The organism is Pseudomonas sp. 10S5 (assembly GCF_035019745.1).
Classification (GTDB): domain Bacteria; phylum Pseudomonadota; class Gammaproteobacteria; order Pseudomonadales; family Pseudomonadaceae; genus Aquipseudomonas.
On sequence record NZ_JASJVL010000015.1, the window covers coordinates 94,292 to 116,593 of the forward strand.

The window sequence follows — 22,302 nt, forward strand, 5'->3', positions numbered from 1 at the left end:
AACTTCGAGCCTGCGCTGGCGCAGCGTAAACAAAGGACATGTAAAAGCTGCCGAAGTCCATAAGTTCACACCCTGTAGTGATTCCCCTCCCCAGCTTCTTCGCTAAATCCCGCAGGATGCGGTTATTCGGACATCAAGGAATGATCATGTCTCTAGCCATCGTCCTCAGTCGTGCCCAAGTAGGCGTGGAAGCACCTGCCGTTACCGTCGAATGTCACTTAGCCAACGGTTTGCCGGCGTTAACGCTAGTCGGGCTGCCCGAAGGTGCAGTCAGAGAAAGTAAGGACCGAGTACGCAGTGCCATCTTAAATTCAGGTTTTCAATTTCCAGCACGTCGGATCACGCTGAATCTCGCACCCGCTGATTTGCCCAAAGACGGCGGACGCTTTGATCTTGCTATTGCATTAGGGTTGTTGGCTGCCAGTGCGCAATTACCCGCGCTCGCCTTGCAGGGCGTGGAATGTTTGGGTGAGTTGGCTTTGTCAGGGTGCATTCGACCGATTCAAGGCGTGTTGCCTGCAGCGTTGGCAGCACGGGCGGCAGGCCATACGTTAATCGTGCCTACCGCGAACGCTGAAGAGGCGTGTCTGGCTTCCGGCTTAAGAGTCCTCGCCGTCAACGACCTACGTCAGTTGGTGGCGCATTTCAACGGCCAGGCACCGATCATCCCCTATGTATCCAGCGGCCTATTGCACCAGAGCAAACCTTATCCGGACTTAGATGAGGTACAGGGCCAAACTGCCGCCAAACGTGCGCTCCTGGTCGCAGCGGCCGGGGCGCACAATCTTCTTTTCAGCGGGCCGCCTGGCACCGGTAAGACACTTCTCGCCAGCCGCTTGCCCGGCTTGCTGCCGCCGCTGGATGAACATGAAGCGTTGGAAGTGGCGGCGATTCAGTCGGTTGCCAGTCAGACGCCTCTAACCAGTTGGCCGCTTCGACCTTTTCGACAACCGCATCACTCAGCCTCCGGCGCCGCGCTGGTGGGCGGCGGCAGTCGGCCTCAGCCGGGGGAAATAACCCTTGCCCACCATGGAGTGTTGTTTCTCGATGAGTTGCCCGAGTTCGACCGCAAAGTGCTGGAGGTGCTGCGTGAACCGCTGGAGTCCGGCCATATCGTCATTGCTCGGGCCCGAGACAGAGTGCGTTTTCCGGCGCGTTTCCAGTTGGTCGCCGCAATGAACCCTTGCCCCTGTGGCTATCTCGGTGAACCGAGCGGTCGCTGCCGGTGCTCGACGGAGCAAATCCAGCGTTACCGCAACAAATTGTCCGGCCCACTGCTGGATCGGATCGACTTGCACCTGACCGTCGCCCGTGAAGCTACCGCGCTCAACCCAGGCCCGCAAACCGGCGACGACACGGCTACAGCTGCAACGCTTGTCGCACAGGCCCGCCACCGACAACAACAACGTCAAGGTTGCCCCAACGCCTTTCTAGACTTGCCGGGACTGCGCAAACATTGCCCGTTATCAACCGAAGATGAGACGTGGCTGGAAACCGCCTGCGAGCGCCTGACCCTTTCACTCAGGGCTGCGCACCGTCTGCTGAAAGTGGCGCGGACCTTGGCTGATTTGGAGCAAGTCGATGGGATTGCCCGTCACCATCTGGCCGAAGCGTTGCAGTACCGGCCTTCGGGTTATTGAAGCTCCGGCACTGAACCTCTGTAGGAACCAGCTTTCTAGCGAAAAACGCTTAGTAAAAGCTTGACCGGCAACAGAGTATCTACAGATACATCCAACAGCCGACTACGGTGTCGGAGCGTGTCCGACTGGCTGCGCAATCGTACCCATTGCCCACTCAGATTCACGACTGGCCAACGCGTCGGCAATGGACTGAACACTGGTCGAATTGATTTCTGCTGGCAACGGGTCAAGCCCGGCGCTGGCGAAGATCTGCCCGTAAGCGTTACGCAAGTCAGCGTATGCCAAATCGCGACGCAGGTCGGCCTGCAAGGTGACCAGTTCACCCTGGATCAAATCTAGTTCGCCCAAGCCCGCAGCCTTATACCGGTTGCGCATTTGGGTCAGGATCTGCTGGTCGATGGTCGCCAGTTTCTGGCTGGTGTTGAACTGGCGCTGGGATTCCCGGTAGTTGGCGTTAGCTACATACAGCTGAGCCAATACCGCGATCGACATCGCCTGACGACGTGCCGTAGCGACTTTCTCACCCGCCTTGGCCACATCGATAGCCGCCGGAGCAGAAATTACGTTGAACAGGTTCCACGTGACCTTGACCCCTAAATCGGCCCAACGCTGATCAACCAGGAACGAGTTACTGTCGTAATGTCCGCCAGCCGAAAACTCTAGGCCGGGCAGCATACGCAGCATGGCCTTGCGGGTTTCGGCGGTGCTGATGCGAGCCTGATAATCCTGCTCACGCAATTCCGGACGGCTGGCCAACGCTTCCTGCTCAAGACGGGCGAAATTGACTTTCAATTCCGGCGGCGGGTAATCCTCTGGCGCGGCCAAGGTCAACTCTGAGCCCAACGGCAGGTTGATCAAGGTCGCCAACTCGGTTTTGGCCAAGGATAACGCCTTGCGTTGCTCTTCCAATTGGCGCATGGCATCAATCAACGAACGCTGGTAACCCAACGCCTGAATCGGATCACCGATGCGTTGTTCGCTCATGCTCTGGCTGTTGCCCTGAGCTTGCTCGACTCGGGCCATCAGGCTGTCGATCTGCTTGAGCAGACGCTCAGCCGCCACCGCACGCCAATAGGCCGAGCGCACGTCCTGAACGATGGTATTGATGACTTTGCGACGACGTTCTTGGACGATCAGCCTCTGGTCGCCTTGCTGCTTGGCGCTAATGTAGCTGACGCCGAAGTCGAGCACGTTCCACACCATGGTCAGGTCGGCTACGCGGCGGTCGCGGTCTTGGGAGGTGGACGGTTCAAGGGACTGGGTGCCCGTACTGACACTCTGGCTGCTGGACGCACTGGTGTTGGTACGTCCGGCGTATCCGGCCGATACCGCCATGCGCGGCAGCATGTCGAAGCTGGCGAGGTCCAGCTGACGATTGGCCAGCGCTTCCTCCATGATCTTCAGCCGACCTTCGAGGTTGTACTTCACTGCCCGGGCCATCGCTTGGTGCAGGGTCAGCGGACCGCTAAGAGGTTCCTGATCCTTGTACATGTTTTGCAAATCGGTTTTTGCCCGCTGCTCACTGACACTGCGCTCAATCGGATCGCTGGTGACCGCGCAGCCGCTGACCATCAATGCCAGCAAGCCGGCACTGACTAACTTTTGACTTCTGTTCATCCGTGTACTGCCCCTGGCGCTAGCGCACCCTAGATCTAATTAAGTGTCAGGCCTGCATTTCGCTGATGCCAACCTGCTGCAAAGCCCAAGCGAGATCATGGATCTGCCGTTGCTCGGTATCTTTTATCTGTTGTAATTGCTGGCCTAGGGTCGGTGCGCCAAAAAAACTGCTCGCCCCTTTCCCCGTGTCCTTTTGATCTTTCGTCTGCTGGATGTCGAATGCATCGTGAGAAAAACCCGTGGTCGACTCATGATTGAACAGGGTCGACAACGTGCTGTTGCCAAACACGCCACCTTCGCCCCCGCCAAAGCCGAGAAAACCCGCCCCTTTGCTGCTATTGATGCTGTCAGCGCCAAACACCCCAGCTATAAAGCTTGGGGCTGGTGCTCCGTTGCTGATGAAAATGCTGCCCACCGGCGGCAGGTCCCCACCTGTCGTGCGCTGCTCGAACAAAGGGGCGAAGGTCAGCGGCGTCCCCAAATTACCGGTAGGCGAGGTAAATATGATTGGTTGCAGCGGGACGTTTGGCAGGCTTGGCGCCGCTAATGGCTCACCGCTTCGGAACAGCGGATTACCGTTAGTCGAGACTGTGGTAACGCCATAGTTATTGGAGTTAGCAAAACCAGATCCGGCGTTACCCAATAGGTCGGAGACTTTGCCGGTGTCGAGGGTGACCACGTTACTCGGGTCGACGATGTTCGCCGTTGGCGTCAGGGTCGCGGTCCAAGTCTTGCCGCCGTCAGCCGTGACCAGGTTGGACAACGTGCCGTTGGTCACGCTCAGCTCGGACAAGTCGAAATTGCGGACTTTTTCGCTGAAGGTAAAGGTCACCAGTGTCGTCTGCCCGGTGGTCAGCGCCGGGTTGGCAATGACGATGGACGCCGTTGGCCGGTCGCCGTCGACTACGTAGTTGTTGGATCGCGTGATGCCAGCCCCAACGTTGCCGGCCAAATCCGTCACGCGGCTGTTGTCGAGCCCGATCAGGTTGCTGGCGCTAGTCAGGCTGGCGGTCGGCGTCAAGGTCGCGGTCCAGGTCTTGCCGCTGTCGGCAGTGGCCAGGTTGGACAGCGCGCCATTGGCAACCGTCATATCCGAAAGATTAAAACCGGTCACTGCTTCGGTGAAGGTAATGGTCACGGCAGAGGTCTGGCCGATCGCTAACGAACTGTTGGCCACCACAATGCTTGAGGTCGGCGGGGCCGTGTCGATGGCGTAATTGTTGGAGGCGGTGGTGCCATTGCCCGCATTGCCCGAAGCACCGTGCACCATGCTGTTGTTCAGGGCGATGACGTTGCTGCTGTGAGTAACAGCGCTGGTTGGCGTCAACGTCGCGGTCCAGGTAATACCGCCGTCGCCGCTGGTCACGTTGCTCAACGAACCATTGGCGACGGCCAAGTCAGCATTGCTGAAATCACTGACAGCTTCACTGAAGGTGATGGTCACTGTCGAGGTATGACCGACGTTAAGTGCGCTGTTCGCGACCACGATGGTCGACGTCGGCAGCACGGTATCGACGGTGAAGTTGCCCGAACTGGTAATGCCGTTGCCGGCATTGCCCGCCAGATCGGTCACACCGGTATTGTTCAGGCTGATGATATTACTGGTGTTGGCGATGCGGGTGGTCGGCGTCAACGTGGCCGTCCAAGTAGTGCCACCGTCGCTGCTGCTCACCGCGCTCAAGGTGCCGTTGGGCACGCTTAAGTCCGAGTTATCAAAACCGTTCACCGCCTCGCTAAAGGTGATAGTCACCAGCGAAGTTTGCCCCGCGATCAAGCTTGGATGGGCCACCACAATGATTGCGGTCGGGCGCTGACTGTCGATGGCGTACAGGTTCGACTGGGTAGTGCCCGCACCGGCGTTACCAACCAAGTCGTTAACGCCACTGTTGGCGAGCGTAATGGCGTTGCTGCCCTGAGTGATGCCAGCCGTGGGCGTAAGCGTCGCGGTCCAGGTAACACCGCCGTCGCTGCTGCTGACGCTGCTCAGGGTGCCGTTGTTAATGGTCAAATCGGCGTTGGTAAAACTGGTCACCGCTTCGGAGAAGGTGATAGTTACCAGCGAGTTCTGACCGATCGCCAGGTTGTTGTTGGCGACCACAATCGACGCAGTCGGACGCTGAGTATCGATAGCGTAACTGTTGGAAAGGGTGGTGCCGGTGCCGGCGTTGCCCGAACTGGCAGCCTGAACCCCAGTGTTATCCAAGGTGATATGACTGGCAGCGTTGGTGATGTTGGTGGTCGGCGTAAACGTCGCATCGTAGGTGAGGCCACCGTCGCTGGAGCTTACCGAGCTTAACGTACCGTTGCTGATGGTCAGGTCGGCATTGGTGAAGCCGCTCACCATTTCGCTGAAACTGATAGTCACGGCCGAGGTATCGCCAATTTTCAGCGCGTTGCTTGCCACCACAATGGTCGCCGTTGGCAGCACGGTATCGATGGTGAAGTTGCTCGAACTGGTAGTGCCGCTGCCGGCATTGCCGGCCAAGTCGGCTACACCAGTGTTGGCCAGGGTCACCGCGTTGGTGCCCGCGACAATACCTGCCGTCGGGGTGAAAGTCGCGGTCCAGGTAATGCTGTCGCTGGACGTCACGTTGCTCAACGTGCCGTTGGCAATGGTCAAGTCGGCATTGGTGAACCCACTCACTGCTTCGGAGAAGGTGATGGTCACCAACGAGGTGCCACCGCCGTTAATACTGGTATTGGCCAACGCGATGGTCGCGGTCGGACGCTGGGTGTCGATGGCGTAGCTGTTGGAAAGGGTGGTGCCGGTCCCGATGTTGCCCGCCGTGTCAGCGCAACCGGTGTTGTCCAGCGTAATGTGAGCGGCAGCATTCGTAATGTTAGCGTTCGGCGTAAACGTCGCATCATAGGTGAGGCCACCGTCGCTGGAGCTTACCGAGCTTAACGTACCGTTGCTGATGGTCAGGTCGGCATTGGTGAAGCCGGTCACTGCTTCACTGAAGGTGATGGTCACCAGCGAGGTCTGGCCGATCGCTATGCTGTTATTGGCGACCACAATGGACGCGGTCGGGCGCACGCCGTCGATGTCCACGTTGTTGGAGGTGGTCGTGCCGCTGCCGGCGTTACCCGCCAGGTCAGCCACGTCGGTATTGGCTAAAACGATATGGTTGCTGGTACTGACAATGTTCGCCGTCGGGGTAAAAGTCGCGGTCCAAGTCACGCCTCTGTCGGCGCTGGTTACCGCACTCAGGGTGCCGTTGCTTACGGTTAGGTCGGCGTTGGTGAAGCCGGTCACCGCTTCGCTAAAGGTGATGGTCACCGCAGACGTCTGGCCGATACCCAGGGTGGTATTGCCGAACACGATAGTCTCCGTTGGCCGCACCGTATCGACACTATAGGTATTCGAGGTGGTGGTGCCGCTACCCGCATTGCTCGCTGTGTCACTAATCCCTGAGTTATTCAAGGTGATCACGTCGCCGGTGTGTGAAACCGACGCGGATGGGGTAAAGGTCGCGGTCCAGGTGATACCGCCGTCGGCGCTGTTCACAGAGGTCAATGTGCCATCGGCCGCCGTCAGATCGGCGTTGGTGAACCCGGTGACCGCTTCGCTGAAGGTGATGCTCACTTCCGAGGTGCTGCCAATGTTCTGCGCATTGTCGAACACCGCAATGAGAGCGGTCGGCCGTACGGTATCGACGGCGTAGTTATTGGACGTCGTCAGACCTGTGCCCGAATTACCCGCGAGATCGTTGTAGAGGGCGTTGTTCAGGGTCACCACGTTGCTGGCACGGGTGGCACCCAGGACCGGGGTAAGCGTCGCGCTCCAGTGGCTGCTATCCGTGCTGACAAAGTTGCTCAGAGTACCGTTGGACGCCGTTGCGTCGGTGTCCGTAAAGCCACTCACCGCTTCGCTGAACGTAAAGTTTACCGTGGCGGCGCCCCCAATATTCAACGCGCTGTTGCTGACCACGACGGTCGCCGTCGGCCTGACGGTGTCTATGGTATAGCTGGCCGAGGTGCTGGTACCAATCCCAGTCGTGCTCGGCGAGCCGCTCTGCACGCCGGTGTTGTCCAAGACAATGTGGTTGGTTGAACTGGTGACGCCTGCATTGGGAGTAAAGGTTGCGGTCCAGGTAGTGCCACCGTCGACGCTGCTCACGGTGCTCAGCGTGCCGTTGCCCACGGTCAAGTCCGCGTTGGTGAAACCGGTCACCGCTTCGTTGAAGGTGATGGTCACCGTCGAGTTGGTGCTGATCCGGAAAGTGGATGATGCCATCGCAATGGTCGCGCTTGGAGTCGCGGCATAGGTGAGGTTTTGAGTGGCGCCTCCAGCGGTGTCGGTGTAGATATTATTGTCCACCGTAGCCACGGAGGCGCCGGTAGCACCGGTTAATGCCGGCCCACCGGCACCATTGCCTCCGGCGTTTGCGCTCATCGCCGCGTAGTTGGCCGACGTGATTAGCAACACGCCTTCGTTCCAGATGCCGCCTACGCCCTTACCGGCTGCGCCACCGTTGGAACTCACACTTTGAGGACCCGCACCGCCGCCGCCGCCGCCCGTAGCAGCGTTGCCAGTCACGGTGACGTTATCCAGCGTCAGGATGCCCATGTTGTAAATGCCGCCGCCCAACTGCGAAGGAGCGCTTAGGTCAACGTTACCACCCGTGCCCGCTAGCATTCCTTTGGTGATGATCAAGCCATCCAGCGTCGCAGTGACCCCGGCATCGACCTTGAGCACCCGGAGCTTGTTCTGACCGCTGATGGTGACATCGGCAATACCGTCGCTGTTCACGTCGCCATCAATGGTCAGGTTCTTGGTGATCTCCAACGTCGAGTTCAGGGCGATCGTCATGCTGTTTTGGAACAACACGATATCGCCCGCCACCGAACTGAGCAGAGCCTGACGCAGGGTGCCAGCACCCGTGTCGGAGTTACTGGTAACCGTGAAGGTCGCTAGGCCGTACTGATAATCCGCCATCGACTGCGTCGACAGTACGTTCTGGCTTTCGATGCTGCCTGTGGTCATTTCCAGGGTCCAGTCGCCACCCAGGCCAGTTCGGTTAGTCGACGCGGCGATGTCACGCCCGGTGTACTGAGCCAGGGAATCGACAAAGCTGACGCCGGTTGCGCCTTCGGCGGTGTTGCAGGCGTAGATTAGAATGTCGCCGCCGACATTTATGTCCTTGCCGATTTGCGCCAACACGTCGCTGCGCGCGGCGACGTTGTCGGCCGACAGGTACGTGCCACCCAGCCACAGATCGCCCGAATTACCGTGAGCGATAATTTCCACGGTGCTGATGTTTTGGTGGGTGTCCAGATAATCGGCGATCTGCTGCAAACCGTCCTTGTCGGCCTGCAATTCGACCACTTGGGTGCCGGGCGCGACGCCCTTGAGCAGGCTGTCGAAATCCTTGACTCGTGAGTCGACAAACACCACCGCCTGGCCGGGCACGGCAACTGGTGTCGGGGTCAGCGTGGCATCGGATTGCGGGTGAGTGGTGGCGTCGGTGGCCGGCGCTTTCGCTGCAACAGTCGCTGGGTGAGCGGCATCAACAACGGTAGCCGCCACGGCGCCGTCGAACAGCATGCGCGGCTCCAGCGACATGATCATTGGTGAAACCAAGGTTTTTGCGCCCTCGGATGCCCGCGGTACTGTCCGCGATTTTTGTTTGCTCCACCACATGCTGCTCACCCTGCACTCAAGCGTTTTGCCCGCTGAATGGCTTATAGAAAAAAAACGCAATCAACTGATTGCGGAGTTGGTTTTCATACGAATGACGTTGGCCGCGCTGGAGGACCCATCGTGCCAGAAAGACAATTCTGAATACTTTTCGAACAGGTCAGGCGGCAAAATCGTACGTCGCGATTGCGCCGCCACCTTTGGCTTGACCTTGTGCAGACCTGCCACACCCAACGCTTGGTCGAACTCCGGCGCGTCGTACACCAAGTTGTCAAAATCGTGCTCAAACCATGGTTCGCCAACGAAGTCGTAGACCAGCCGCAGGACCCGCTCCGGGGCCTGGGACAGCAAGTCGTAATCGACCACCAACAGCGAATCGGCGTGCTCGCCGTAATAGGCTTCTTTGAGCGCTGTCCAGGCAAACCCGACCAACCGGTTGCGCTGGGCCAGGGTTTCGCAACGGCTGTACACGGTATTGCGCTCGATTTCGTCGTTGAACAGCTTGGTGTTCTCGAACGGATTGGCCCGATACAAACACTCAAGGCTGTCCATGACCCAGGCGACGTTGCGCACACAGGCGATGACTTTGGATTGGGGAAACAGGTCCATCAACGCCGGCAGCCGGGAGCACCACTGGCGATTGGTATCGAAGATGACCGGTTGATTAGCCTTGTCGGCGTAATAGGAATCAAACAATCCCGTGAGCAAGCGACGGCGCATGTCGATATTGATGACCGAACCGAACTCACTGCCGGCGCTGCACTGGTCCAGCACGCTGGTAAACAGCGAGCCTACGGGACTTGTCATCCCGGCATGAAAACGAGGGTTTTGCAGAAGAATGGCGGACAGTAAGGTTGAACCTGAGCGCGGTAAACCCGAGATAAAGTGGAAGCTGTGCATCCCTTCACCTATTGATGGTAATAGTCCTTTTGTAGAATAAAGCCTAACAGTAACCAGATGTAACGAACTAGTATTATTTTGACATCATTTTTCTCAAAATTAAGTCGAGGACGGCTACTCTGTTGGCCGGTGAAGACTTCGGACTGATGTCTGAAGCAATTCAGCCCTTGCTTCGGGGTCATGACACCGCCTATTGACCTACTAAAAAGAGAAATATATGGACGTATTTATCGGCAATATCCAGATGTTTGGCTTCAACTTTGCGCCCCGTGGCTGGGCCCTCTGCGATGGAAGCCTCTTGCAGGTCCAGCAATTCCAAGCACTGTTTACACTGCTCGGCACGACCTATGGAGGGAATGGCTCCGTCAATTTTAGCCTGCCCGACCTGCGCAGCCGGTTGCCAATCGGCCAAGGCGCCGGCCCGAACCTGACCCCACGCACCGTCGGCGACCACAGTGGCACAGAAAGCGTTGTGGCGACTCTCGACAACCTGCCTACGCATAGCCACGGCACCACTGCGCTGCACGCTGTTACTGCGGTCAAGTTGGCCAATGCCCCCAGCAATCCCGCGACCGTACCCACGGCCACCAACTCCTATCTGGGCGCGTCCATCAGCGGTGGCCCGACCAGTGCAGCTATTTACTCCGACCAACAAGGCAATGCACCGGTCACTCTGTCAGGGGTAACTACGGGCATCACGGGTATCACTGACCCTGCTGGCAAAGGTCTCCCCATGGCAACCATGAATCCCTTTCTGGCAGTGAATTTCAGCATTGCGCTGGAGGGGCTTTTCCCTACACGCAACTGAGCTCCCTAAGCCGGGGCCTGTCGCCCCGGCCTTTATGCACAGAGCGGAGACGACTCATGCTGCACGAGATTACCAGCGAGCACTTCACTAACCTGCTGACCACACCGAGCACCCTGCACCTGCCGAATGGCAACAGCCTGATAGTAATGATCGAAGCCGTGACCCTTAAACCACAATCACGTTTACCGGAGAGCCCGCGCATCCCGTTCACCGTGATGCTGCACAGCGTGGAACCGACGACTTTTGCCAGTGGCCTGTGCGCGCTTGACTTGGCGCCGTTGGGCCGGATGGAAGAGATCTTTGTGTCCCGGGAACCCGCCATGGGACGGGACGCCTCGCTGGGCTATTTCAATATCGTATTCAACTGACGACGGGGCTGCCGGGGTACCACACCAATCGCTCAGCGCCCGGGCTGGACTCCTCGACTCGAAACCCCAGTGCCAGGTAATGCTGGCGCGCTTGGGGATTGCTGGCCCACACCACCGTCGCGACCGGGCATCGGACTTGCTCGGCGGCCTTTTGCACCCCTTGCAGTACCGTGCGCCCAAAACCCTTACCGCGCGCGGCCGGAATGAACGCCAAGTACAACACGCGGATTTCATTCGGGCCGAAGTCGGCGCTTAGCGCCCCGATGGGCGTATCAAGCTTCTCCACCACGTAGTGCATCGCATTAGGAAAGTTCTCGCCGACCCCCTGTTCCTGCACCTGGAACTGCTGGGCGACGATCTGCTCCACCTTCTCCGGCTCGGCGTCGATCCATTGCAGCTCGGGTCGAGCCGAGGTGTACAGTATCTGCAGAAACGGCGCGTCAGTGGCCCGAGACGGTCGCACGACCAAACCATCGGATGACGCCGGACTCTTCAACATGGACATTCTCGCTCGACATACTTATCGTCAAAAACCACTTTCACGCACACCCAAGGCCGCCATTCGACGCCAGACTGTACCCAATAAACTTTCGCGCAGACCCTGCAACACCACCACGCCCCGCAACGGCTGGCTTGGGTCAATCGACGCTTCGATCAGCTTAAGATGCACACCGTATTGCGCCTGCACCGGTTCCGGGCGATGGTTCTCGTCCCGGCGCACGGCAATCGGCCCGTGGTGATCGGAGGTCAGCGCTTCTTGATCAATAAACGCCACGCCATTGGCGTCCACGTCCACCAGCTCTACCGCCAACGCAGGGCGCATTGGGTCATCGGCGATAAACCGTCCGGTGGCACCGGGGGCAACACGCCACAGGTCGTCTTCGGCCAAATAGCCGCGCAGTCGTGCGCCACTCTCGACTACCCGGGCCAGCGGTTCCTTGGTTGAAACCCAGCGACCCACCGTCAGTTGCGGCATCAGATCGCGGACTTGACCGGCCTGCGGTGCACGCAACAACAGCCGTTCACGTCGAGCGGTCAACCCGCGATATTCCGCCACGGACTCGGCAAGACGCTGTTCAAGGATGCCGACATCTGCTGCGGTCTCGCTGTGGGACGCTTGGCGGCGCATCTGCAATTGCAGGATATCGATTTCCTGACGCACGATCGTCTGACGGGATTCCACGTCAGGTGATTCCAGCTCGATCAGCACCATCCCTTGGGCCACCGTCTGACCGTCCTGTACATTCACTTGTTTGACGCGCGCCGCCACCGGCGCATGCAAGGCCGTAACCCGCCCTGCTTCTAGCATCACCGGCAGTTCCACGGCACTACGCCACGGGACAATCAGCAACAACACCAACCCTAGCAGCACCAATGCGCTGAGTACTGCTCGCAAGAATTGAGCCTGTTCGCGACGGGACCACCACTCTCGTCCTTCCTTGAAAATGGGCAGAAAGATGAACCACACCAGTTCCACCTGCATCAGGAAAATCCCCAACAGCTTGAAGAACAGGTGATACACCGCCAGCGCAATGCCGAAAAACAACGCCGCCCGCCATAACCAAGACAGATAACCCCACCACAGCAAGCGCCGTTGCATGGTTGGTGACCATGGCTCAGGCGCCTGCTGGCCATAACCGAACAAGACTTCGCCCAGGCGCCAACGGCACAGGGCGAAGGCACGCCCTTGCAGGTTGTCTACTTCCCACAAATCGCTGAGCAAAAAATAACCATCAAAACGCATGAACGGATTGAGGTTGACTGCCAACGTCGTCAACCAAGTGGCGCTGGCGAGCATGAACGCTGCCGTGCGCGCCGGCCCATCGGGCAATAGCGACCAAGCGAGCAAGGCGATACAGGCCAGCAGCATTTCTGCCATTACCCCACCAGCACCGATCAACAGCCGCGCGCGCCGGTCATTGACCCGCCAGGCATCGCTGACATCAGTATAAAACATCGGCAGCATGACCATAAAGGCCACGCCCATGCTCTGCACCCGGCAACCCGCTCGCTTGGCCATGAACGCATGGCCGAACTCATGGAACAGTTTGGCGAAAAACAGTGCTGTGCCAAAAGACAGGGCGCCGCCGAGGCTGAACAGGTGCGGGAAGGTCGAGATAAAGCGCTGCCAATCTCGCGAGACCAGAAACACCCCTAGGCCCAACGTCGCCGGCGAGCCATAACGCAGCAGTCTGGGGCCGAATCGCTCAAGCCAAGGCCATGCCCAATTGAGGAACGCATCCGGGCGCCACAATGGAATGCGAAAAAACAAATACTGATGCAACAACATCTGCCACATCCCCCGCCGCTGGGCCGCAGCTTTATAGGCATAGCTGGCGCGTTGCTGCGGATCGAGGGCTCCAATCAGATCATGGGCGCGCAGGAATACCAGCAGTTCATCCAGTTCGGTAGCACCCAACGGCAAACCCGGTTCACGGTTGGCCGCTTGCAGCACCTGCTCGGCATCCCCCAGCGACCAATGACGCAGCAGGCGAATGGCCGCGATGCTCAGCTTGAAATAGCGCCCGCGCACCGGATCGGCCAAGGTCCAGCGTGGGGAACCGTCCAGCGAGGCCGATGCCTGGGACAGCTGTAAATCGGCCCGCAGGCTGGGCAAGCTCATCTACAGACCCACGCTTTGGCGCAATCCGGCCAGTGGTCGACGGAGCAAATACAGCGCCAGCGGTGCACGGTCACCGAACAATTTGGCAGTGCCGCGCAGACCGATACGCGGCGGTGTGTCGTTAAAGCTAGCGTCCAGGCGATATGCCAATTGTCCACCCGGCGTCGGTTGCGCCTCGTAGGCCTCGCGTTCGAGCGTGGCCAAGTGTCGCTGCAGTGGATCGCTGTCGAGAAACAGCGCTACTTCGGCGCCCGACTCCAGAGCGATGCCGTCGCCTACCGCCAGCTCAATTCGTAACTCGGCCTGGGTCGGGTCAGCGATTTCCAGTAAGCGCTCACCCGTCTGCACCGGTTTGCCAGTCCAGCGCTCAGCGTCGGCAAACACCGCAATGCCGTCGCGCTCGGCGCGCACTTCGCTACGCTTGAGCAGCTCGCGGGCGTAATCGCGCTCGGCCCGTTTCTGTTCAACTCGCGCCGCCAACAAGTCCAGCTTGGAGTTGGACTCAGCATCGGTAAAAGCACGCTGGGAGTTGGCCTTGAGTTCGGCTTCGGCCACGCCCAAAGCGCGACCAGCCACATCGGCCTGGGCCTTGAGCGTGGTGCTTTCAAAACGCAGCAGCAGGTCCCCCGCCTTGACGCTCTGATTTGGCTTCACCAGAAACTCGGCGATAACACCATCCAACGGCGCGGCCACCACCTGCCCACCCAATGGCACCACTTCGGCCGGGGCTAGCACGGACTGACGCACCGGAATCAACAGTGCCAGCAACGCTATGCCGACCAGTGCCGCTTGACGCTGGCCGGTCCAACGCAACCGCCAATGTTGACGCGGCTGCAAGGCGAGCCACGCGTGGCTGTATGTGTCACCCAGTTGCGACAGCAATACCTGTTCGGAAGGACTCCAAAGCGTATCCCGCGCCAACCATAAGCCGCCAAAGACTTGGCCCTTATGATCAAGCAGAGGCAACCAAAACAGATGGGCCGCCGACAGAGCCTGCCAATCGGCCTGCAATGAGCCACTCAGGACGTCGGCAGGGACGACCCGTGCCATATTCAGGAGCTCGCGCTTGAACAACAGCGCCACTGCCTGTTCGACGAACGCGACAAATGGAGAGTTGGGCTCGACGCTGCTGACACTGGTCACGGCGCGGACCCTGCCGGCAATTAACAAAGCGGCATGACGAAAGCCGAACAATGCCTGCCCGTCATTTACTAGGCTGTACTCTAACTGCTCAACGGTACGGGCCGCCCGAGTCTGTCGCTCCAGATCAAGAAATTGGGCAAAAACCCGCTCGACCATGCCGGCTACCGGGACGTTCACTTGAGCTCCGCAAAATGCGCAGTGCCACTCATCCCCGCAAGCAAACCCGTGACATTGGGCAACGTCGCCACCAGCAGCAAGGTCTGGCTGCCTTCGTCGATGCGCGCGCCGAGGCGCTTGATGGTAGCGGTCAACCGCTTGCCGGTTTCATCGGGAACAAATTCAAACGTTTGCCCTGGCTTAAGCTTGCCCATCCAACGCGAAGGCACCAGCAACTGAATTTCCAGGGTACGATTATCGACGATCTCCAGCATCGGCGAGCCGGCGGATACGCTTTCGTAACGCTGGACCTTGCGCTGGACCACTTGGCCGTCATAGGGCGCGACCACGCTGCAACGCTTGACCTGAACTTGATACACCTGGGCCTGGGCCTGGGTTTCCGCCAGCTTGGCTTCGGCACGAGAGACTTCGAAATGCCCCACAGAGTTGAGTGCGGCCAGTTGCTTGTTATGAGCCAGCTCTTCGCCGGCACCGCGGATCGCCGCCTGCGCGGCATTCAGCTGCGCCTGATAGGCCGAGCAATCGAAGCGCGCCAGCGTGTCGCCTTTATTGAAGGACTCACCGTCACTGAACGGCAAGTCGACGATTCGCCCGGAAAGCTCACTGGCCAGCATCGCTTGGTCACGGGCTCGCAACATGCCACGGGCTTCACTCGCGCTCGCAGACGCAACCTCGGGGTTTACGGGTTCCGCAAGCGGATCGTCTGGAAAAGGCGTTTGAGCCTGAGCCAGGAACGCGAAACAGGTCAGTCCATAAGCCCATCCACGAAAACGCTGCATTACCATAACTCCTCGACGATTCGCGGCATTCTACGACAGAAGGGAAAATCAAAGAGCCATCATCTAAACCGGGTGCTAAAAATGCATGATTTCAACTCACCGAAACCGATTCACTTCCTTACGCAACTCCGCCGCTAGCTGATCCAGCTCCTTGGCTGTAACTGCAAGGTTCGATACCACTTGGCGTTGCTCACTGTTGGCAAGAGCGATGCTTTGCAAGTTGCTACTGAGCAGGGTCGCCGTGCTGCTTTGTTCTTGAGTGGCAGTGGTGATGGCGGCAAATTGCTCACCGGCAGAACGACTTTGCTCATCAATCCGCGCCAGTGCGGCGGCAACGTTGGCGTTACGTGACAGGCCTTCCTGCATCAGTGCATTACCCTGCTGCATGGTGCTAATGGCGTTGCCGGTTTCGAGTTGGATGCTGGCGATCATGCCCGTGATTTCATCGGTGGCTTTACGGGTGCGCGACGCCAAGTTGCGTACCTCATCAGCGACCACCGCAAAACCACGGCCCTGCTCACCCGCGCGGGCAGCCTCAATCGCAGCGTTGAGCGCCAGCAAATTGGTCTGCTCGGCAATCGAGGTAATTACACCAACAATGCCACCAATCTCCTGCGAGCGCTGGCCTAGGGTATTGATCACGGTGGCGGTGCCTTCCAGCGACGTTGCAATCTGCTGCAGCGCCGTCGAAGCCTCGTCCATGGAGGTTCGGCCAATGCGCGTCTGTTGGGCGTTTTCCTGCGCCAGGCGCTCGGTGTTACCCATGTTGTCGGCGATGTTCAACGAAGTGGCGCTAAACTCTTCAACCGCACCTGCCATGCTGGTGATTTCGCCGGACTGCTGCTCCATCCCTTCGTAGGCGCCACCCGACAAACCAGACAGCGCTTGAGCGCGGCCACTGACCTCCTGAGCAGCAATGCGAATGTGCGAGACCATGTTTGATAACGCTTCACCCATTTGGTTGAAGCTGCTAGCCAATTGACCAATTTCGTCGTGGCTGGATACGTTTAGTCGAGCGCTCAGGTCACCTGCACCCAAGGCCTCAGCCTGGCGAACGAGGTCCGACAGCGGCTGCAGTTTACGGCGCAACAACCAAATGGCCGCACAGACTGCGATCAACATGGCCAGCAGACTGCCAATGGCCAACTGCGTACCAACGTTCCACGTCACGGCGTTGATTTCCGCTTCTGGCATGCTTGCAAACACCGTCCACGGCCCCCCGGCAAACGGCGCAGCAACGGTATAAAACTCCTGATCATTGTTCACCCAAAACTGGCCCAAACCAGGATGGTTGATAATGTCGGCCAAACTCTCCATCGCCTGATTCAAATCTTTGACTCCAGCTGGAGCAACCAGCCAGTGACTTTGCTCATCAAGCAGCGCCAGCGAACCGGTGTTTCCAATGCGGAAATTTTTCAGGTTTTCAAATTGAGTGTTTTGCGCGTCGGTGTAGTCAAAACCGACGAACAGGGCGGCGATGATCTTGCCGCTGCTGTCGCGCACCGGGGTGTACTGCGTCACGTAATAGCGGTCGAACAATAAAGCTCGACCCACGTAACCCTGGCCCGCCATCAAACGCTCATACGCGGAGCTTTTGTGGTCAAGCAATGTGCCAATAGCTCGCGTGCCGTCCTGCTTGCTCAGCGACGTGCTAATGCGAATAAAATCGTCGCCGCTGCGCACAAAAATGGTCGCTACACCGGCGGTCATTTGCTTGAAGTTATCAACTTCGGTGAAGTCATTGTTCAGTACCCTATCACCCGACACCAAACCCGGCGTTTGTATGCCGGCAACGGCCACTGAGTTTTCTGGGTGCAGGCTTAATCCACCGGCGAAACGTTTCTCAAAAAGCCCGCTCAATCGAAGCGTGCTTTCGCGCAGGCTGCTATGAAATGTATTCAGCTGATCAGCAAGCAAGCGAGCTTCGCTGGCCATGTGCTCTTCACGAATTACCAAGTTAGCTTTGTGCAGTGAGCGCAGAGCAAATACCGTACTACCGGTAATGACCACAGCCAAAATTACCGCCAAGGCGACGCCCAACTGCGTGGCGATACGGGCACGAGGTTCGGACATGGAAGCTCTTGGCTGGCAACGGCAGCGTTTTAATTCCAAACGGCTACCCAGCAAAATTTCGATGAAGGGCACTTGATCTTTTTTTAACGAATTGCCCTGAATACAGGGATTCGGCCGCTGCAAAGAATACTTGAATACAGCGCTAGGCCACAAAGCCGCAGTGGCACAGCCCCCTAGGGCAATGACAGCGGTTTAATTCAATATTTCTACCGTAGGCAGATCCATTGCCCGCACTTCACCCTGAAGAAAGTCGCTGAGCCGACGCAAGCGCTCGGCGCCCGGCCGCGTCTTTGGCCACACCAGATAATAGTTTTCACCGCTGACCACTGCGGTGCGCCACGGCAAACTGAGACGACCCTGCGCGACGTCCTCGGCAACCATCAGCAAATCGCCCATGGACACACCATAACCACGAGCGGCGGCAATCATGCCCAACTCAAGGGTGTCGAAGAGTTGGCCACCCTTAAGTGAAACCTTATCCAACAAGTCCATTCGCTCAAGCCAGCTTCGCCAATCCCGACGGTCCGGCGTTGGGTGCAGCAGCTCTGCGGCGGCTAAACGGTCGACATCCCACGGTTGATCCTCAAGCAATGTCGGGGCGCCAACGGGAATCAGCAATTCGGGAAAAAGATAGGTGGCTTCCCAGTCCGGTGGAAAGTTTCCGCGGCTGAGTAACACCGCGCAGTCGAATGGCTCTTGAGTGAAGTCGACACTCTCGATGTCCATCCAGGCACTGGTCAGCTGCACTTCATTGCCGACCTGCAGGTGACGAAAACGGCTCAAGCGCGCCAGCAACCAGCGCATTGTCAAGGTGGAGGGTGCTTTCATGCGTAGCACGCCATCCTCTGCACGCAAAGTGCTGCACGCCCGCTCCAATGCGGAAAAACCTTCACGTACACCCGGTAATAATAGGCGCGCCGCTTCGGTCAATTGCACGTTACGGCCATTGCGCTGAAACAAGCGGCAGGCAAAATGCTCTTCAAGAGTGCGGATATGACGGCTCACCGCGCTTTGGGTGATCGACAATTCTTCAGCCGCCCTCGTAAACGAACTGTGTCGGGCAGCGACCTCAAAGGCACGAAGTGCATAAAGCGGGGGCAAAATACGCGGCATACAGCGCTTCCTGTTGCGATGTCCGACCACTCTACCTGAACTCGATTCAGATGAGTTTTACTCATGCAACGCATCGGATTTATCCCTTTGTGCCAGCGTGCATAACTGTCGAGAATCAGTCGCTCAAAGATCCCCCGAAAACTGAGCCCCCATGCAACCCGTCGCCAACAAAGCCCCCTGGATAAACGAGCTCAGGATCATCCTGCGGCTGGCCGGGCCGCTGATCGCGTCGCAGATGGCGCACATGCTGATGGTCTTTACCGACACCGTAATGATGGGCCATCTGGGGCCAGACGCGCTGGCGGGCGGTGGACTGGGGGTAGCCAGCTATAACCTGATCGCATTCTTCTGTGTCGGCGTAATTGCCGCCGTCGGCACGTTGGTCGCAATACGTCACGGGGCTGGCGATATTGAGGGCGTCACCCGCCTGACTCAGAACGGATTATGGCTGGCATGGGGCATGGCATTGATCGCGGCAACGCTGCTGTGGAACCTCCAGCCGATCCTGCTCAGGCTCGGCCAGAACGAGGCGAACGTGCACACGGCCGGTGAATTTATGGTCACCCTACCGTTCGCGCTACCCGGTCTGTTGAGCTTTATGGTCTTGCGTGGGTTCACCAGTGCGCTGGGCAGTGCGGGTTCAGTCATGGTCATTAGCATCGGTGGGGTGGTGGTCAATTTTGGCCTTAACTATGCTCTGATCCACGGGCTGTTTGGTTTGCCGCATTTGGGGCTGATGGGTATTGGTTTAGTGACGGCGCTGGTTGCGAATGGCATGGCGTTACTGTTGGCGCTGCATATTCGCCGGCACCCGGCCTACGCCCGCTACCCCCTTCGCCAAGGCTTGATGCGCCCGTCTCTTCACTATTTGAAAGAGCTGTGGCGTCTTGGCTTACCCATCGGCGGTACGTATGCCGTTGAGATCGGTCTGTTCACTTTTGCTGCATTTTGCATGGGCGCCATGGGCCGCTCACAAATGGCCGCGCACCAGATCGCCCTGCAATCAGTGTCGATGGCCTTCATGATCCCGGTCGGAATTTCTTACGCGATGACCATGCGAATCGGTTCCCATTATGGCGCGGGAAATCTTCAGCAAGCGCGGTTAGCGGGGCGTGTGGGCATTGCGTTCGGCTCGCTGATGATGCTTGGCTTCGGGCTGCTGTTCTGGCTGGCACCGCGCTTTGTGGTGGGCCTTTTTCTGGATTCCGACGCTCCAGCTAACCATGACGTAATCGAACTCGCCGTGAGGTTATTGGCTATCGCCGCGTGGTTCGAATTGTTCGACGGTGCCCAAACATTAGCCATGGGCGCAATTCGTGGCTTCAAAGACGCCAAAACCACCTTTCTGATCGGCCTCGCCAGTTATTGGTTGGTCGGTGCGCCGGCGGCGTGGACCTTTGGCTTTTACGCCAACGGCGGCGCCATCGGGGTCTGGTGGGGGTTGGCGCTGGGGTTGGCGTGCGCAGCACTGGCGCTGATCGTGGCGTTCGAACGGAAAACCTCACGCCTGCTGCGGCAAGCGCCGGTGGGCAAGACGGTTTTGGCATAAACCCGAATGTGAAGCCAACGGACACTAGTTGTTAGATAGATGCTTGGCGTGTCCGACGTCTTCGCGTTGACCAAACGTTAAATACTCCACCAGCGAGTCCAGCGGCAACGGTTTGCTGATGAGGTATCCCTGAACCTGATCGCAACCAAAGCCGCGCAGCAACTCCAATTGCTCGGCGGTTTCAACTCCTTCGGCCACCACTTCAAGGTTGAGGTTGTGCGCGAGGTTGATCATGGCGTGAACCAGTTTTCGGTTCTCTTCGCGCAGCTCCATGCCGCCCACGAAGCTTTTGTCGACCTTGAGCAACGCAATCGGCAAGCTATTGAGGTGCACGAATGACGAGAAGCCGGTGCCGAAATCGTCCAGCGAGAAGCGCACCCCCAAGCGGCCCAGCGCATCCATGGTCTGCTTGACCAGATCACTGCGGCGCATGACCGCCGTTTCGGTCAGCTCAAACTCTAACCAGCGCGCATCGACGCCACGTTCGGCAATCAAGCGGCTCAACGTCGATAGCAGCTGGCTATCCTGGAATTGGCGGAACGACAAATTGACTGCCATGTGCAGCGGCGGCAACCCGCGCTCACGAAGGTCTTGCATGTCGCGCAGCGCGCGGGAAATGACCCAATATCCGAGAGGTACGATTAGCCCGCTTTGCTCCGCCAACGGCACGAACTCGCTGGGTGCGAGCAATCCGCGCTCGGCGTGACGCCACCGCACCAACGCTTCAAGGCCCACGATGCGACCTTCTTCCAGGGATAAACGTGGCTGGTAGTGCAACTCCAACTCATCACGGCGTAAGGCACGGCGCAGCTCTGTTTCCAGATCCGCCAGGCTGCGCGCATTGCGATTGATCCGTTCATTGAAGATATGAAAGGTACAACCCTGAGTACTTTTCGCCTGCTGCATCGCGATGTGCGCGTGCCACATCAACGGATCAGCACCCGCTTGAGCGCGAGCGTGCGCAATCCCTAGGCTGCAACCGATCAATAGGCTTTCGCCGTCAACCCAATAAGCTTCAGACATAGCGTCAGTGATGCGTTCGGCCATCCATCCAGCGCGTTGCGGCGCACGGCGGGTGTCGATCAACAAAGCGAATTCATCGCTGCCCAGTCGTGCCAGTTGATCGCCGGCTTCCAGCTGACTTTTAAGTCGCGAGACCACTTGCAGGATCAATCGGTCGCCCGCCTGATGGCCCAGGGCGTCATTGGCGTGGCGAAAGTTGTCTAAGTCGAGGTGCCCGAGTGCCAAGCCACGTCCGTCATTTTCGGCGAGACGGGCAGTCAATAAGGTTTGAAAACCCTGTCGATTGGCGATGCCTGTTAGCGGGTCCTGCTCGGCCAGACGCTGTAACGTATTTTCCAGCACACTGCGTTCGCGTACATGCCGCAGACACCGTCGAACCGTGTCCGCATTCAGCGCCTCAAGAACCAACCAATCACTGACATCGATTGGCGGCTCTGTCGGCTCGTGCTCGAACAACATCACCACTGGCAACTTACAACGACCCGGTGCAGGTTGTAATTGAGGTGGAGTTAGCAGCACTGCATTGAGTTCGTCATCGAATAGACCGCTGACGTCTTCCCAGTTCGGCGCGCAGACCAGCGTCACCGTGCTTCCCAAAGGAACCAGACATTCGCGCAATATTTTCGGCCATTGTGCCTCTTGGGCCAACAGCAGCAAATGCAAAGGTTGGACAGGCGTCGACAAACTAGCTCCCTAGACTCACCAAAATTCGTGGGTGATACGGCTCAAAAGTCCGAAGATGAGCTCAATTCAAAGCGCATCCTGCGCGAAAGTATCAAAACGGGCAAATTTAGATCGAGTGCTGCGTCACAGTGTCGGACGATGACGGCACGAAGGCTTGATCCTGC

The 22,302-nt window shown here is 58.4% G+C and carries 14 protein-coding genes; 4 read left to right on the top strand and 10 right to left on the bottom strand.

Translation table 11 applies throughout. The annotated features are described in order from the left end of the window. Positions 1 to 146 precede the first annotated feature (146 nt). Positions 147 to 1,640: a YifB family Mg chelatase-like AAA ATPase gene (locus QN378_RS16980; protein ID WP_322206176.1), complete on the top strand. Its 1,494-nt coding sequence runs from the start codon at positions 147 to 149 to the stop codon at positions 1,638 to 1,640. Between the two features lie 102 nt (positions 1,641 to 1,742). On the opposite strand, the gene QN378_RS16985 is transcribed toward QN378_RS16980, so the two are convergent. Genes QN378_RS16985 through QN378_RS16995 form a run of 3 tightly spaced genes read right to left on the bottom strand, consistent with a single transcriptional unit; the run spans position 1,743 to position 9,798 of the window. Then, positions 1,743 to 3,257, bottom strand: coding sequence for a TolC family protein (locus QN378_RS16985; RefSeq protein ID WP_322206175.1), 1,515 nt, complete (start codon positions 3,255 to 3,257; stop codon positions 1,743 to 1,745). 46 nt (positions 3,258 to 3,303) lie between these two features. Then, positions 3,304 to 8,901 (bottom strand): Ig-like domain-containing protein, encoded by a 5,598-nt coding sequence (locus QN378_RS16990; protein ID WP_323570708.1) that lies wholly within the window; start codon positions 8,899 to 8,901, stop codon positions 3,304 to 3,306. A gap of 60 nt (positions 8,902 to 8,961) precedes the next feature. Further along, positions 8,962 to 9,798 (bottom strand): sulfotransferase, encoded by an 837-nt coding sequence (locus QN378_RS16995; protein ID WP_322206174.1) that lies wholly within the window; start codon positions 9,796 to 9,798, stop codon positions 8,962 to 8,964. A 217-nt stretch (positions 9,799 to 10,015) separates the two neighbouring features. On the opposite strand from QN378_RS16995, the gene QN378_RS17000 reads away from it, so the two are divergent. Beyond that, positions 10,016 to 10,606 (top strand): phage tail protein, encoded by a 591-nt coding sequence (locus QN378_RS17000; RefSeq protein WP_322206173.1) that lies wholly within the window; start codon positions 10,016 to 10,018, stop codon positions 10,604 to 10,606. 56 nt (positions 10,607 to 10,662) lie between these two features. Then, complete coding sequence (locus QN378_RS17005) at positions 10,663 to 10,974, top strand: hypothetical protein (RefSeq protein ID WP_322206172.1); 312 nt, start codon at positions 10,663 to 10,665, stop codon at positions 10,972 to 10,974. On the opposite strand, the gene QN378_RS17010 is transcribed toward QN378_RS17005, so the two are convergent. From QN378_RS17010 to QN378_RS17035, 6 genes are all read right to left on the bottom strand, one after another. After that, positions 10,967 to 11,473, bottom strand: a complete 507-nt coding sequence (locus QN378_RS17010; RefSeq protein ID WP_322206171.1) for a GNAT family N-acetyltransferase — start codon at positions 11,471 to 11,473, stop codon at positions 10,967 to 10,969. The two genes, QN378_RS17005 and QN378_RS17010, sit on opposite strands and share 8 nt — an antisense overlap. A gap of 27 nt (positions 11,474 to 11,500) precedes the next feature. Continuing rightward, a complete protein-coding gene (locus tag QN378_RS17015; RefSeq protein WP_322206170.1) occupies positions 11,501 to 13,597 on the bottom strand; it encodes an HlyD family efflux transporter periplasmic adaptor subunit in 2,097 nt (698 codons plus the stop codon). After that, the gene (locus QN378_RS17020; protein WP_323548749.1) at positions 13,598 to 14,917 is read right to left on the bottom strand and encodes an efflux RND transporter periplasmic adaptor subunit; all 1,320 of its coding nucleotides are present in this window, start codon (positions 14,915 to 14,917) and stop codon (positions 13,598 to 13,600) included. Beyond that, entirely contained in the window at positions 14,914 to 15,696 is a 783-nt protein-coding gene (locus tag QN378_RS17025; protein ID WP_322206168.1) for an efflux RND transporter periplasmic adaptor subunit, read from the bottom strand. The genes QN378_RS17020 and QN378_RS17025 overlap by 4 nt, the downstream gene beginning before the upstream one ends. Positions 15,697 to 15,792: 96 nt before the next feature. After that, on the bottom strand, positions 15,793 to 17,769 hold the full coding sequence (locus QN378_RS17030) for a methyl-accepting chemotaxis protein (protein WP_323548750.1): 1,977 nt from the start codon (positions 17,767 to 17,769) through the stop codon (positions 15,793 to 15,795). 192 nt (positions 17,770 to 17,961) lie between these two features. Further along, positions 17,962 to 18,882: a LysR substrate-binding domain-containing protein gene (locus tag QN378_RS17035; protein ID WP_322206166.1), complete on the bottom strand. Its 921-nt coding sequence runs from the start codon at positions 18,880 to 18,882 to the stop codon at positions 17,962 to 17,964. Between the two features lie 151 nt (positions 18,883 to 19,033). Between QN378_RS17035 and QN378_RS17040 the strand changes: the two genes are divergently transcribed. Beyond that, complete coding sequence (locus QN378_RS17040; RefSeq protein WP_322206165.1) at positions 19,034 to 20,431, top strand: NorM family multidrug efflux MATE transporter; 1,398 nt, start codon at positions 19,034 to 19,036, stop codon at positions 20,429 to 20,431. Between the two features lie 24 nt (positions 20,432 to 20,455). Here the strand turns inward: QN378_RS17040 and QN378_RS17045 are convergent, their stop codons facing one another. Beyond that, entirely contained in the window at positions 20,456 to 22,138 is a 1,683-nt protein-coding gene (locus QN378_RS17045; protein WP_323548752.1) for a bifunctional diguanylate cyclase/phosphodiesterase, read from the bottom strand. Between the last annotated feature and the right edge of the window lie 164 nt (positions 22,139 to 22,302).